We start from the raw sequence: 13,826 nt of genomic DNA on the forward strand, positions 1-13,826 counted from the left end.
AAAAGAAATCCCACGGGTTCCCGTGGGATTTCTTTTTATTCTGTTTCCTGGCCGTCGTCTTTTTTCTGTGCCTGTTCATCCAGCTCCTTTTGAAGCTCAGGCATCAAATCCTCGCCGAGTACCTTGTCCGGAACGATCTCATTGTTATAGACCTTAAGGAAGGTTTCCCCGTCCATTGTTTCATTACGGATCAAATACTCCGCGACACGGGACATCTCCTCCATATGCTCGGTCAGGAGCTTCTCACAGGCGTGGTGCGCCTCCTCGATAATACGGTGGATCTCATCGTCGATCTCCGCTGCCTTGACCTCGGAGTAGCCCTTCCCTGCCGCAAAATCACGGCCCAGGAATATTTCGCCGTTGTCCGCGCCGTAATCAATCGGCCCGATCCTCTCGCTCATACCATAACTGGTCACCATCGCCCGCGCCATCTGCGTCGCCTGCTTAATATCGCCGTAGGCGCCGGTGGAGATATCCGGCATCGTAAGCTGTTCCGCGACACGGCCGCCCAAGCAAACGATGATATACTCCTCCATATACTTTCGGGTGCGGTACGCCTGATCCTCTTCCGGTAGCGGCATGGTAAAGCCGCCTGCACCGGAGGAACGCGGAATGATCGTTACATGATGCACCGGATCCTGCGTCGGCAGGACATGGAAACAAATTGCATGACCTGCTTCGTGATATGCTGTCAGGCGCTTATCCTGCTCGGTAATGATATGGCTCTTTTTTTCCACACCCATCACGACTTTGAGCAGGGACTCCTCGATCTCATCTTGGGAAATCAGCTTTTTATTGCGGCGCGCTGCCAGCAGTGCTGCCTCGTTGAGCAGATTCTCCAGATCCGCGCCGGTAAATCCGGCCGTGGTTTTAGCGATATCCGAGAACTTGACATCCGGATCGAACTGCTTGTTGCGGGCATGCACTTTCAGGATTGCCTCGCGCCCCTTAACGTCAGGTGCGCCAACATAGACCTGGCGGTCAAAACGGCCCGGGCGGAGCAATGCGTTATCGAGGATATCCTTACGGTTGGTTGCCGCAATCACGATAACGCCCTCATTGGCGCCGAAACCGTCCATCTCTACAAGCAGTTGATTCAGCGTCTGCTCGCGCTCATCATGCCCGCCGCCGAGTCCCGCGCCGCGCTGGCGGCCTACCGCGTCGATCTCGTCGATGAACACAATCGCCGGTGCGTTCTTTTTTGCCTGCTCGAACAGATCGCGTACGCGCGAAGCGCCAACGCCGACATACAGCTCGACAAAATCCGAGCCGGAAATCGATAGGAACGGCACGCCGGCCTCGCCCGCAACCGCACGCGCGATCAATGTTTTACCAGTACCCGGAGGGCCTACCAGGAGTACGCCCTTGGGAATGCGCGCGCCGATCTGCACAAATTTCTGCGGGTTTTTCAGAAACTCCACGATCTCCTGTAACTCGGCCTTTTCCTCATCCGCACCGGCCACATCATTGAAAGTGACTTTCCTTTTATCGTCCTGCGCCAGCTTTGCACGTGCTTTGCCGAACTGCATCGGACCCGCGCCGCCGCCGGACTGCTTGTTCATCATAAAATACCAGAACGCGCCCAGCAGAACAATCAGGATGAGGTATGGCACCAAATTCGCCCACCACGGTATTTCCGTAGTGATATAATTTACCTCTGTCAGCGTGCCGTTCTGCTCCTGCTCCTGGATCGTTTCACCCAGTTCTTCGTAAAATACGCTGAAGTAATTCCCCAAGTCATAGCTGACAACGCGTCCGTCGTCCTTCAGATGCATGGTCAGCGTCCCGCCATCCACCTTGAACTGATCAACTTTCTCCTCCTGGAAGTATTTGTATACATCCAGATAGGTGATCGGCTCGGTGCGCGACGTCTGGCTCACAACATAGCTGACACCGGCCAGCAAAAACACCAGTATCAGAAGATAAAGGCCAAAGCCTTTCATTTTTCCTTTCAAATCGGTATGACACCTCTTCCTCGTTCGTGTATTTACTCGCCGCCGTAAACAGACGGTTTGAGAATGCCGATATACGGCAAATTACGGTATTTTTCAGCATAATCCAGGCCATAGCCGACCACAAATTCATCCGGTATTTCAAAGCCGAGATAATCGATCGGCACATGTACCTTATGCCGCGCAGGCTTGGACAGCAGCGTACACAGCCGAATCGAATTTGCTCCGCGCGCCATCAGCACCTGCATCAAATAATTCAACGTGACGCCTGAATCGAGGATATCCTCTACAATCAACAGGTCGCGCCCGTCGATCGGCTGCTCGATATCCTTGATGATCTGCACCTCGCCAGAGGTTTTGGTCCCCTTTCCATAACTGGATACCACCATGAAATCAATATTGCACGGCGTTTGGATCCTGCGGGTCAGATCTGCCATAAAAACATAGGATCCCTTGAGTACGCTGACGATCAGGGGATTCCTATCCCGATAATCCTCCGTAATACGCGCGCCCAGCTCCGCCACTTTTTCCGCGAGTTGCTGTTCCGTGAAGTAAACTTCCTTGATGTCGTCTCGCATGTCAAATGCCATTTGTCAGTTACCCCTCTATCGTTATTTCTATCAGCGCGCCCCCTTTGGGAGCACGCGAAATATCCATCCCCAAATTCTGCACCGCGATCACGCCGTTTTTATCCGCCAGAACCGCTAACTCATCTCTTTGTAAGCGCGGGATTTTCCGGTCGATCATCAGCTTTTTCAGCGTGCGGCTGCCGCCCTTTTTCGATAGGCGCAGCCTGTCTCCCGGCATGCGGGCGCGGACACAGAACGTATCAAAACATATTGTACCACAATCCACGAGAAAAGTATTGAATGATTTGTAAAAAGATTGCTTTTTTTCTAAACGACGAACCGACAAATGCAGCGTGCCGCCCCAAACCGGCCTGTCAAACGGAACGGTAAGCAAAACCGGTTCCCGCCGAAGCGCTGGTGCGGCTGCGGCTGTTATATATACTGTATCATATTCCCGCCGCGCCGTAAACCCATGCGGCAGACTGAGCGCTGCGGATGGATCGTCTGTTTCCAGAAGGCGTTCCAGCGCTTGAATATGCGTTGCGGCGATATCCCGCATCGTCACGCCCGAATGCTTCACAAGCATTTTTACCGCCCGCGAACGCAGCGCCGGATGCGCCGACCGGAGCGTATCAACCTGCCATTTGCCGGAAGCGCGCCGCGCCGCGCAAAGAAGACGTTCGGCTTCCCCGTCCAGATACGCGTTGTCCTGCCGCAGAAGCCCGCTCAGACGCGTTACTGCATCCGGCAGCGCCGGATTGATCTCACGAAGCACCGGTATTACCGCATGCCGGATGCGGTTACGCGTATATCGGTCATCCGCATTTGTGCTGTCGGTCACATAGTCCTGCCCTAACTGCCGCAAAAAGGCTTCCACATCCGCTCTTGTTGTTTCAATCAGCGGTCGCACAAGCTGGCCGCGTACCGGCGGTATCCCCGTCAGCCCCTCCGGTCCGGTACCCCGTGCCAAATGAAACAGCACGGTTTCCGCTGAGTCGTCCGCCGTATGGGCGGTCGCGATCCTATCCGCTCCCGCAGCGGCGAAAAGCCGCTCATACCGGATATGACGCGCCGCTGTTTCAATGCTTTCCCCGCGCTGGACGGACTCCGCGCGGATATCCGCGCGCGAAACGGTCAGCGGCACCTGCAGGCGCGCACACAGCGACCGGCAGAACGCTTCATCCCGTTCCGCTTCCGCTCCGCGCAGGCAATGATTCAGATGGAACGCCCGCACAGGGTATCCCAGAAGCAGCAGCGCCCGCAGAAGGGCTGTGGAATCCGCCCCGCCGGAAAGCGCCACCAGGACAGCTTCGCCGGGTGTCAGCATCTGGTGCGCCTCGATCGTGTGTTTTACGATTTCCAGCATGGCCTACTCCCCGTGGATTCTGTCTGGATTGGAAAACGTTGTATATTGACCGACCCATTGCAGCTCCACCGTGTTGGTGGCGCCGTGTCGGTTTTTGGCAATAATAATTTCCGCTATGTTCTTCTGCTCCGATTCGTCATCATAATAATCGTCACGATAAATAAACATGACGATATCCGCGTCCTGCTCGATCGCACCGGATTCGCGCAGATCGGACAGCATCGGCCGCTTATCCGCGCGCTGTTCGGACGCGCGTGACAACTGGGACAGACAGACGACCGGCACATTGAGCTCTTTCGCCATGATTTTGAGGGAACGCGAGATCTCTGCGACCTCCTGCACGCGGTTATCCGAATGCCGGCCGCCTGCGTGCATCAGTTGCAGGTAGTCGATCACGATAAGGCCCAACTCGTCCCCCAGCCGCCGGCATTTCGCCTTGATTTCAGCCGCAGTAATCGCCGGATTATCGTCCACATAGATATTCAGGCCAGCCAGCACGCCGGACGCGCGGGCGATCTTGACCCAATCGTCCCCATCCAGGTTACCAGTCTTGAGCTTTTGCGACTCGATCAACGCTTCGCTGGACAAAAAGCGGCTCGCAAGCTGTTCCTTGCCCATTTCCAACTGGAACACACACACGCCCGTCCCTTTTTTATAGCCCTTCGGCTTGCCCTTTACACTCGCCTTTGCCGCGTTGAGCGCAATGTTGAGCGCAAACGCGGTCTTACCCATGCCGGGACGCGCCGCAATCAGTATCAGGTCGGATTTGTTCAGGCCTGTCAACGCCGTGTCCAGCGCGTGAAATCCGGTTGACATGCCTGGGATATCGCTGTCCGACCTGGCACGCTCATCGAGTTCCGTATACAGGTCCGCGATGACCTCGCTCAGCTTGGACAGGCCTTTGATCTCCCGTCCCTGACGGATGCTATAGATGCGCTGCTCCGCCAACTCCGCGATGCTGGACGCTTCTCCATGCGCTTCCAGCGCATGCTGCTGAATTTCGGCGCACGCGTCGGCAAGCTGCCGCAGCAGGCTCTTGTCGCGCACAATGCGGACATATTCCGAAACGTTGCGCGTTCCGGGCGTTACCTCCATCAACTGAAAGAGATATGCCCTGCCCCCTGCCTCATCGTAATAGCCGAGACGGGTCAGCATATCCAGCACGGTGACCGGATCGATCTTCTGCGCGCCGTTGAACATGGAATAGATGGTTTCAAAAATGCGTTTGTTCTCATCCGCATAGAAATCATCCGCGCGCACCTGCTCGATCACTTCCGGTATGCAGTTTGGATCGACAAGCATGGCGCCCAGCAAAGACTGCTCCGCAGTCAGGTCCTGCGGCACCTGCCGCATAAGAAGCTCATCCAAAGCTGCACACCGCCTTTCCAATAAAAATATACCGCTTCGCCAGGGCGGTTGCTTTCCGCCCTATTTGTCCCTTACCTGACTATGCTTCTACGACCTGCACCAGAATCTCTCCCGCGATATCCTGATACAGCTTGGCCTTCACCCGATGGACGCCAAAGGTCTTGATCGGCTCCTCCAGCACGATTTTCTGCTTCGGCACATTTAGGCCGTACTGCTTTTTCAACTCCTCCGCGATTTCTTTCGAGGTCACCGCGCCGAACAGGCGTCCGCCTGCCCCGCCTTTCGCCGGCACCTTGACCGGACTGACCTTCAGCTTTTCCGCCGCTTCCCGTGCGGCCTGCTGTTCCAGCGCCACCTTGCGGGCATGCGCCTCGTCCTGTGCTTTCTTCACGTTCAGATTATCCGCGGTGGCCGGCTCAGCCAGACCGCGCGGCAGCAGGAAATTGCGGCCATAGCCCTCGCTGACCTCGATCAGGTCGCCTTTCTTTCCTTTTCCTTTTACGTCTGCTGTAAGAATTACTTTCATGATATCTTTCTCCTTTCAACGGGATACACTTACATTATCTGTCTACTGCGCTTCACTTTCCTGATCGGCAAAGTAGCCGTGAATCGCCTCGGTAATCATACGGTCCGCCTCCTCCGGCGTCGTATTCTTCAGCTGCGCCCCCGCGGCGGAATGGTTGCCGCCGCCTCCAAGACGCTCCATCAGCAATTGTACATTGACCTGTCCGGAGGCACGGGCGGAAACCGCCATATCCACCCCGCTGCGGAACGCGACAACGCTGGCCCTTGTCCCAATGATCGACAAAAGCTCGTCCGCCGCCTGTGCAGCCGCAATGCGGTCGATCTCCTGATCTGTGAGAGCGAAAATCACGCCTTGCCCACAATTGCGCGCGGAAGAGATGATTTTTTGCCGCTCCATATACTGATCAAAGCTTGACTGGAACAGGCGCTTGACATCGCTCACCTCCGCGCCCGCACGGCGCAGATAGGCTGCGGCCTCGAACGTGCGCACGCCGGTGCGAGTCGAATAACCCTTGGTATCCAGATAGATGCCCGCGAGCATCGCCTCCGCCTCGCCGGTGAGGATATCGTTGTTCGGCACCAGATATTGCAGCAGCTCGCTGACCAGCTCGGATGCGGAGGAAGCGTATGGCTCATGCAACGAAACGACCGCGTTCTCTATATAATCCGCAGCGCGGCGGTGATGGTCAATGACCGCCACTTTATTGATCGACTGAAGCAGCGCTTCGCTTTCTACATAGCCGGGACGGTTCACATCCACCACGATCAGAAGCGTATTAAAATCGCACATAATCATGGCGTCTTCTGCGCTGATAAAAACGTCCTTGTATTCGGGCAGGGACTCGAGTCGTTCGATCAGATCCGACGCCATGGTGTGCTGCTGGTCCACAACGATATGCACGGGCTTGCCCTTGACGCGCGCCGCGCATACCATGCCCGCCGCCGCTCCGATCGCATCCATATCGCTGTTCTTATGGCCCATGACCAGCACTTGCGAGGAGTCTCGGATGAGCTGACTCAGTGCGTTTGCCACAACGCGGCTTTTGACCTTGGTGCGCTTTTCCACTTCCTCGCTCAGGCCGCCGTAAAACTCAAAGGTGTACCGGTTTTTAATGACCGCCTGGTCACCGCCGCGTGACAGCGCCATGTCGATTGCCAGCCCAGCGTACTGATAGCTTTCCGCAAGCGTTTCCCCGTCCCTGCCGATACCGATCGACAGTGTAGCGAGGACGCCCTCGTGGTTGCGGATATCGCGCACCTCCTGCAGCACGGCGAATTTCCGCGCCGCAAGCTTGTCAAGCTCAGCGTTTTCGATGATAAAAATGTATTTATCGCGGTCGTATTTCCGCAGGACCGCGCTGCTGTCGCGCGTCCATTCGGACAGGCGGCGGTCAATATCAGCAAGGATCGCGGATTTTTCTGAGTCCGTCGCGTTCTTCATCAATTCTTCGTAGTTGTCGATCGCGATGATGGCAAGCGCCGGATGGCGCGTTTCCGCCGCGTCCCGCAGCCGGACGTATTCCGTACAGTCAATGAAATAGAGCATCATCATCTGTCCGGCGCCGCTTGGAATCATACTGCCGAATACATGGTATGCCCGACGCCCCATACGAAGCTCTCCCGGGAATTCTTCCTTCCCCTCGATCAGCCACCGTGTTTCAAACGTTGGCGCGAGTTCGGTCATTCGCATATGGCGGGCGCCGCTAAACTGGCCGCTGATTTCCGCAAACGCTTCGTTTGCCCAAACGATCTCGCCGGTCGTTGCCAGCGCAACAACCGTCGGCAGCGGAGAGTGGGTTACCGCGGGCTTTATTTCACCACCGCTGACCTCAATATTCTCCATCAGGTCCTGCACCTGACGTTTTCGCTCGGATTCCTGGCGCAGCGAAGCAAGCCGGAGTATGCCGCAGACCGCTATGCCCGCGGCGCCATACCACAACGAAAAATATAATCCGCCCGCCGCAAACAGCAAAAACAGCAGGTAAAACCATGTTTGCCCAGGCTGCAGCGCTTTTTGAAATTTCTTTTTCAATTTCCGTCCCCCTTTCGGACGCAAATACGCATATTAATTATATCATCGCACGGCCGTAATGTAAACAAAAATCGTCTATGCCGATTGTGTTTTGCGGAAAAACGTGGTAAAGTAATCCCATACCCGAAAAGGAGGAAACCTTTATGCAATTTACGTTTGCACACAATAATTTCAATGTGCGTGATCTGGACCGGTCGCTCGCATTCTACCAAGAGGCGCTCGGCCTGTCCGAAGTCCGCCGCATCAGCCCTGACGATGGGAGCTTTATCATCGTCTATCTGAGCGATGGCAAAAGCGCCCACCAACTGGAGCTGACCTGGCTGCGGGATTGGGACCATGCCTATAACCTTGGCGATAACGAATTCCATCTTGCGTTTCAGGTGGACGACTTTGCAGCCGCTCATCACAAGCATGAGCAGATGGGCTGTATCTGCTTTGAAAACCCCGCGATGGGCATATACTTTATTTCCGATCCGGATGGATACTGGCTCGAGGTCATCCCCTCCCGTTGATTTACCGATCCGCAGGCTGTCAGCACAGATTCTGGCAGCCTTTTTTGTCCCCATTCGCAATTTTACGGATATTTTCCATCCATATCCATCAAAATATGATATACTGATACCGTATACGGAAAGGAGCTGGCTGTTTTTGAACCCTTATCTTGACCTGTTTCTCACCTTTGCCCGCATCGGTGTATGCACGTTTGGCGGTGGCTATGCCATGTTGCCCCTGCTCCAGAGGGAGATCGTTGAAAACCGCGGCTGGACTACTGAGGACGAGCTGATGGATTATTATGCCATCGGCCAATGCACGCCCGGTGTAATCGCAGTCAATACCTCCACCTTTGTCGGCTATAAGACCCACGGAGTGCCTGGCGCGGTCTGCGCTACGGCCGGCATGGTCGCGCCGTCTCTGATAATCATTGTTATCATCGCTGCCTGTATCCAGCAGTTTGCGCATCTTGCCGTGGTGCAGCACGCTTTTTCCGGCATCCGCATCGCGGTCTGCGCGCTTGTGTTGCAGTCGGTTTTGAAAATGGCGAGGAAAGGTGTTGTTGACCTGCCTACCACCTTGATACTGCTTATTACATTTGCCGCCGTTGCATTTTTTGAGGTTTCTCCCGTAGTGATGGTGCTTCTGGCTGGCGCGGCAGGCATTGCGATCGGTTTCTTCCGGAGGCGGCGCACATGATCTATTTACAGCTAATCTGGGAATTTTTCAAAACCGGCCTTTTTTCGGTCGGCGGCGGTCTGGCGACGCTGCCCTTTCTCAAGGCCATTTCGCTCAAATACCCCTGGTTTACACCAAACGACCTGTTGGACATGATCGCGGTTTCCGAATCGACGCCTGGGCCGATCGGCATCAATACCGCGACCTACGCCGGTTTCCATGCCGCGGGGCTAGGGGGCTCTGTCATCGCAACCTGCTCGCTCGTTTTCCCTTCCGTGGTCATCATCATCCTGATCTCGCGCGCCCTGACCAGGTTTCGCGATTCCGCGCTTGTCAGGGATGCCTTTTACGGCCTGCGCCCTGCCTCCGCCGGATTGATTTTCGGCGCTATGCTGGAGGTATTTGCCGCCTCGCTTTTTCATACCGAGCTTTGGAAGGGCGTCGGCAGCCTGCTTGCGTTATTAAATTTCCCTGCGATCGCCTTTTTCCTGGCGCTATCGCTGTGTATTTGGAAATTCCCCAGGCTCCATCCCATTCTATTCATTTTTGCAGGGGCCATCGGAGGCATCCTCTTTCAGTTTTAATAAAAAACGGCGGAAACCCTATCGTTTCCGCCGTTTTTTATTCGACCATCATCAAACCCGAAAGATAATCTTCCACAACATCTCGAAAATGTTCCGGTGCCACGCCATTATCTTGCAACAACGAAACCAGCCGCATGGTTTCTTCGAGCGTCAGCGCAACATCATCAATTTGGTCCACGCGCTTCCGCTCCGTTATGGCGGCTATACCATACTGCGTCCGTTCAGCACGGGCTTGTTCAGTAACAATATAGCGAACCACAGCTATCGCCCCCTTTGTTTGCAATTCATAACCCTCATTTTACGCCCCTGCACAGGTGCCGTCTGTCGAAAGCAGGCGAACGATAGCAAAAAAAGTTGCCGCAGATGGGTTGACATCTGCGGCAAATCGGCTATTTCAACAAATATTCTTCGATAAGTTGGCAAGCATCACTAATGCACCCTGGGCAGGACCGCCTTACCGTTCCATCCGGCACGCCTTTTAGCGTTCTGCAAAGGTAGGTGCCGTTCTTCTCCTCAAACGCGGCCGCTAGAGCTTTTGTCAACTTATAGGTCTGCGCCTTTGTTTCCCCCTGGTGGCTGCAGCCCTTGCTCTGCTTGCAGCCCGCCAGCATGAACGCGCCGGTCAGCGCGCCGCAAACCTCCATAAGCCCCATGCCCAGGCCAAAGCCCTCGGCCATTTTAAACGCCGTGTTTTCATCCAACCCAAACCGGTCGCAATAAGCACACACAACCGCCTGCGCGCAGTTATAGCCGCTGTCATGCAAACGTTGCGCCCGCTCTTCTCTTTCCGTCACGTTCAATCTCTCCTGTCCGTTAATATTCAACCTTCTCGAAATAGCGCATGATCGCATGGAACTGCGCCAGCGCTTCCGCCTGCCAATCCTCCTCGCTATCGATAAACTTTTGATCCTCCTCGTTATCGATAAAGCAAAATTCACTGGTCAGGGCAGGAATACCCAGCGCGGATGCCACGCGATTCGTATAATAATAATCTCCGTTGCTTCCTTCTCGGAATACGACCTGCCGGATCGGGACGCCCAGCTTCTCATACTCCTCCAGCAGCGCCTCCGCCAGAATCCTGGTCGGCCCTCCGTCCTTATCCACGATTTGCGCCAGCGCTTCCGCACCGCGTGCCGTCGTATTGGCCGCATTATGATGGACACTGAAAAACAGATCAACCGTGTCCACATATTCTTCCATGATCTGACCGCGCAGGGAGAGCGAGCTCCCCTCCTCCAGTGTATCGCGTACCATGATCACCCGAACGCCCGCTTCCTCCAGATATTCTTCCAGATATTGCGAAACATACAAGTTGATATGCTTTTCATCCAGAGAACCGTCCTCGTTATGTGCGCCAACATCGCTGCCGCCATGGCCGGGGTCAACGATCACGGTCATTTTTCCATCAATATTCAAGGTACGTTCCGGCCGCACCGGCTTGATAACCGGCTCCGGCTCTCCCTCGGACGTATCATAGTCCTTCACCCGTACAAGATAGTCCGCACTGCAATAGCGGTCGCTCCCGTCGTCTCCAACCATGATATGCGCCCAATTATCCGTTATCGAATCCACGACGATTTCTGTACCGTTTGTGAGCTTGCCGACCGCCGCATAAGTAAGCCCGGGACCCGTCCGTACCGAAAGGTAGTCGCTGACCTTAACCTGATAGACCCCTGTCACGAAAGGCTCTTCCGGTTCCGCAGGTTCCTGCGGCCCTTCCGGATCAGGCTCCGGCTGCATTTCCGGATCGGGCGCAGACGGCGTTTTGATCTGCACCGTCTGCGTCGCGCTTTCAAATGCCGCAGTAAACCCCATTGCAGTCGATACGTCCGCTATCTTATAATAGTTGTTCCCATTGATATTATAGCCCTTGATGGATACGCCGCTGCCATCCAGCAGCAGCTTGGCGGTCGATTCCTGTACACGGAGCGTAGAGGAGGATGCAACGCTCATCTCCCCGCCCACCGCGGTGTAGACCGCGCCGGATATCAGGTCGATCGCGTTTTTCTCCCCATTCCACTGCACATCAAACGACGCCGTGGTGCCGCTGAGCAGAAACGCAATATCCCGTAGCTTAAAATAGTTGTATCCGTCAATATTATAGGCCTGCGGGCTGACGGCCTGCCCATTGACCGTGACCTTGTGCGTCGATGGAACCGTCTTGAGCGCCGCGCGTGCGGACAGCATTTGCGGGGCCGCGTTTTGCGAAACAGCGCGGCCCTCTTCTGCCGCCGGCACGCCGGCTTCCAGAACGATTTGCTGTTCGGTTTCCTCTTTTGTTATTTCACCCGCTGCGGCTGTGCCAGTTAAAATATACAGCGATGCGCACAGCAGGGCAATCATTCGTTTCAAACGCATGATAGACCTCCGGGTTGAACAAGCTGGTTTTCTCATAATACGGAACGTATTTTATCACGAAAAAAGCCCGAATTTCAATGCTTTGAAGGGTAGAGCGGCGCATTTGTAATATTACAAATGCGCCGCTCTATATTACAGTTTTGCGTTAAAGCATCGCCGCGCCAATCAGCCCCGCGTCATTTCCCAGCGCGGCCGCAATGATCCTTGCATTGCATGACGCGCCCTGGAAGGTTTCCGCTTCTGTTAAGCGGCGCAGCGGCTCGATCAGTTTCTCCCCATAGCCCGCAAGGCCACCCCCGATGACAATGCACTCCGGCTGAAAAATATTGACCAGGTTCGCCAGCCCACAGGAGAGGTTGACGCAGTATTCCTCAAACAGCTCCCGCGCCAGGGTGTCACCCGCGTCTACGGCATCACATATCATTTTGGCGTTCAGCGCCCCCCGATTTTCTTCCAGAACGCTCTTTCTTCCTGCCTCCAAGGCACGCTCCGCAAAGCGGACAAAAGCCGAAGCGGAGGTATAGGCCTCCAGGCAGCCCTTTCGTCCACAGTTGCACGACTCGCCGCCCTGTCGTATCACGATGTGTCCCAATTCTCCCGCGATGCCGTTGCAGCCGGTATAAAGTTTTCCGTCTACCACAATCCCGCCTCCGACGCCGGTTCCCAGGGTAATCATCAGCATATTTCTGGTATCTTTTGCCGCGCCCGCAATCGCTTCTCCCAGCGCTGCGCAATTTGCGTCGTTATCCAGTTGGACCGCGCACTGGAATTCCGGCTCGAACGCTTGCGCGAAGCACACGTCGCTCATATCCAAATTGGTTCCGAACCGCAGCGTGCAGGTTTCCTTGTCGAACGAGCCAGGTACGCCGATACCTATACTCTGTACCTGCTCCGGCGTTATTGCCTCTTTTTCGCAAAGCGCGAGCGCGAGCGCTTTCATATCCGCCCGCAGCCCATCCGCGTCTCCCAAACGGGTGGGCGCGTTCATTTTATGCAGCAGCGTGCCATCCTCCCGACAAAGCGCCGCTTTTACCGTTGTTCCACCTAAATCAATACCGATCCGCATCATGTTTCCTCCTTTTCATCCGAACAGCGTCAAACCGCGTCCACGAAAATATTCATCCAGACGCTCCCCGCTACTGTTGACCACCAACTCCTCCGGAAACCCGATCTCTTCCAGCATCTCCAATGCGTTGTCTACACAGCCGACTGTATATTCAATATGCGAATCACTGTCCACAACGATCGGCACCTGATATTTTTTGCACAGGCGCGCGATTTCCGTGCAGTTCTCCCTGCTTCCTTTCCGGATGGCAAAGGAATTGCTGTTGATCTCCACCAACTTGCCGTACTGGTTGCACTGTGAAATAATATGCTCCATATCAAAATCAAATTTGGGGTTACCCGGATGCCCAAACGCCTGCACCCGTTTATCATGCAGCACTGCTTCGAGCGCCTCTGTATGCGCCGCCCGCGTGGAGGGGGCAAAGCAGCAGTCATGGAAAGAGGCCAGCGCAAACTCCACAGGCTCCAGGCTTTTTTCACTCATCCGGTCCAGCGCCCCGCCGGGACAGATATTGAATTCTATTCCCCGAATCACGGCCACGCCGTCTATCTCTCGCGGAATAATATTCAGGTTGGAAAAATGCCACTCATGCGGGCCGTCTGTCATATCCGGACCGTGGTCAGTAATGCCAATCGCGATCAGTCCCTTTGCTTTTGCGCCGCGAACCATCTCATATACCGTGGAGTACGCGTGTGTGCTGGCGATCGTGTGGGTATGCAGGTCTGCTACGATGTGCATAGAAAACAATTGCTCCTTTTTGTGGTGAAATCCATTTCGCGTAAAGTGTCTATCCAAACAGAAAACAGGCGTTTGACGCCTGTTTTCAAAAACGTCCG

Annotated in this window: 14 protein-coding genes; 3 read left to right on the plus strand and 11 right to left on the minus strand. The window is 55.1% G+C overall.

Going from position 1 to position 13,826, the window contains the following annotated elements; genetic code table 11:
* Positions 1-35: 35 nt before the first annotated feature.
* The 6 genes from ftsH to RX717_RS08150 form a co-directional block, all read right to left on the minus strand.
* Positions 36-1,943 (minus strand): ATP-dependent zinc metalloprotease FtsH, encoded by a 1,908-nt coding sequence (ftsH, locus tag RX717_RS08125; RefSeq protein ID WP_054325911.1) that lies wholly within the window; start codon positions 1,941-1,943, stop codon positions 36-38.
* A gap of 44 nt (positions 1,944-1,987) precedes the next feature.
* Positions 1,988-2,542 (minus strand): hypoxanthine phosphoribosyltransferase, encoded by a 555-nt coding sequence (gene hpt, locus RX717_RS08130; protein ID WP_242977792.1) that lies wholly within the window; start codon positions 2,540-2,542, stop codon positions 1,988-1,990.
* Between the two features lie 7 nt (positions 2,543-2,549).
* Positions 2,550-3,887, minus strand: a complete 1,338-nt coding sequence (gene tilS, locus RX717_RS08135) for a tRNA lysidine(34) synthetase TilS (protein WP_107630464.1) — start codon at positions 3,885-3,887, stop codon at positions 2,550-2,552.
* Between the two features lie 3 nt (positions 3,888-3,890).
* The gene (gene dnaB, locus RX717_RS08140) at positions 3,891-5,255 is read right to left on the minus strand and encodes a replicative DNA helicase (protein ID WP_407923204.1); all 1,365 of its coding nucleotides are present in this window, start codon (positions 5,253-5,255) and stop codon (positions 3,891-3,893) included.
* Between the two features lie 79 nt (positions 5,256-5,334).
* Complete coding sequence (gene rplI / locus RX717_RS08145) at positions 5,335-5,781, minus strand: 50S ribosomal protein L9 (protein ID WP_054326073.1); 447 nt, start codon at positions 5,779-5,781, stop codon at positions 5,335-5,337.
* Positions 5,782-5,823: 42 nt separating this feature from the next.
* Positions 5,824-7,812, minus strand: a complete 1,989-nt coding sequence (locus tag RX717_RS08150) for a DHH family phosphoesterase (protein ID WP_107630462.1) — start codon at positions 7,810-7,812, stop codon at positions 5,824-5,826.
* Positions 7,813-7,955: 143 nt separating this feature from the next.
* On the opposite strand from RX717_RS08150, the gene RX717_RS08155 reads away from it, so the two are divergent.
* The 3 genes from RX717_RS08155 (at position 7,956) to RX717_RS08165 (ending at position 9,566) form a co-directional block, all read left to right on the plus strand.
* A complete protein-coding gene (locus RX717_RS08155) occupies positions 7,956-8,324 on the plus strand; it encodes a VOC family protein (RefSeq protein WP_054325906.1) in 369 nt (122 codons plus the stop codon).
* A 136-nt stretch (positions 8,325-8,460) separates the two neighbouring features.
* Positions 8,461-9,003, plus strand: coding sequence for a chromate transporter (locus RX717_RS08160; protein ID WP_107630461.1), 543 nt, complete (start codon positions 8,461-8,463; stop codon positions 9,001-9,003).
* Positions 9,000-9,566, plus strand: coding sequence for a chromate transporter (locus RX717_RS08165; RefSeq protein ID WP_107630460.1), 567 nt, complete (start codon positions 9,000-9,002; stop codon positions 9,564-9,566). Before RX717_RS08160 ends, RX717_RS08165 begins: the two co-directional genes overlap by 4 nt.
* 37 nt (positions 9,567-9,603) lie before the next feature.
* Here the strand turns inward: RX717_RS08165 and RX717_RS08170 are convergent, their stop codons facing one another.
* From RX717_RS08170 to RX717_RS08190, 5 genes are all read right to left on the minus strand, one after another.
* Entirely contained in the window at positions 9,604-9,825 is a 222-nt protein-coding gene (locus RX717_RS08170) for a DUF6514 family protein (RefSeq protein WP_147573672.1), read from the minus strand.
* 130 nt (positions 9,826-9,955) lie between these two features.
* Positions 9,956-10,360, minus strand: a complete 405-nt coding sequence (locus RX717_RS08175; protein WP_242977791.1) for a C-GCAxxG-C-C family protein — start codon at positions 10,358-10,360, stop codon at positions 9,956-9,958.
* Between the two features lie 19 nt (positions 10,361-10,379).
* Positions 10,380-11,924, minus strand: coding sequence for an N-acetylmuramoyl-L-alanine amidase (locus RX717_RS08180; protein ID WP_159068015.1), 1,545 nt, complete (start codon positions 11,922-11,924; stop codon positions 10,380-10,382).
* 145 nt (positions 11,925-12,069) lie between these two features.
* Positions 12,070-12,993 carry an ROK family protein gene (locus RX717_RS08185; RefSeq protein WP_054325901.1) on the minus strand — a complete coding sequence of 308 codons (924 nt, stop codon included), beginning with the start codon at positions 12,991-12,993 and terminating at the stop codon, positions 12,070-12,072.
* Positions 12,994-13,005: 12 nt separating this feature from the next.
* Complete coding sequence (locus tag RX717_RS08190) at positions 13,006-13,728, minus strand: phosphatase (RefSeq protein WP_054325900.1); 723 nt, start codon at positions 13,726-13,728, stop codon at positions 13,006-13,008.
* Positions 13,729-13,826: the final 98 nt, after the last annotated feature.

It is taken from the genome of Intestinibacillus sp. NTUH-41-i26, assembly GCF_032769475.1.
Lineage (GTDB): Bacteria > Bacillota > Clostridia > Oscillospirales > Butyricicoccaceae > Agathobaculum > Agathobaculum ammoniilyticum.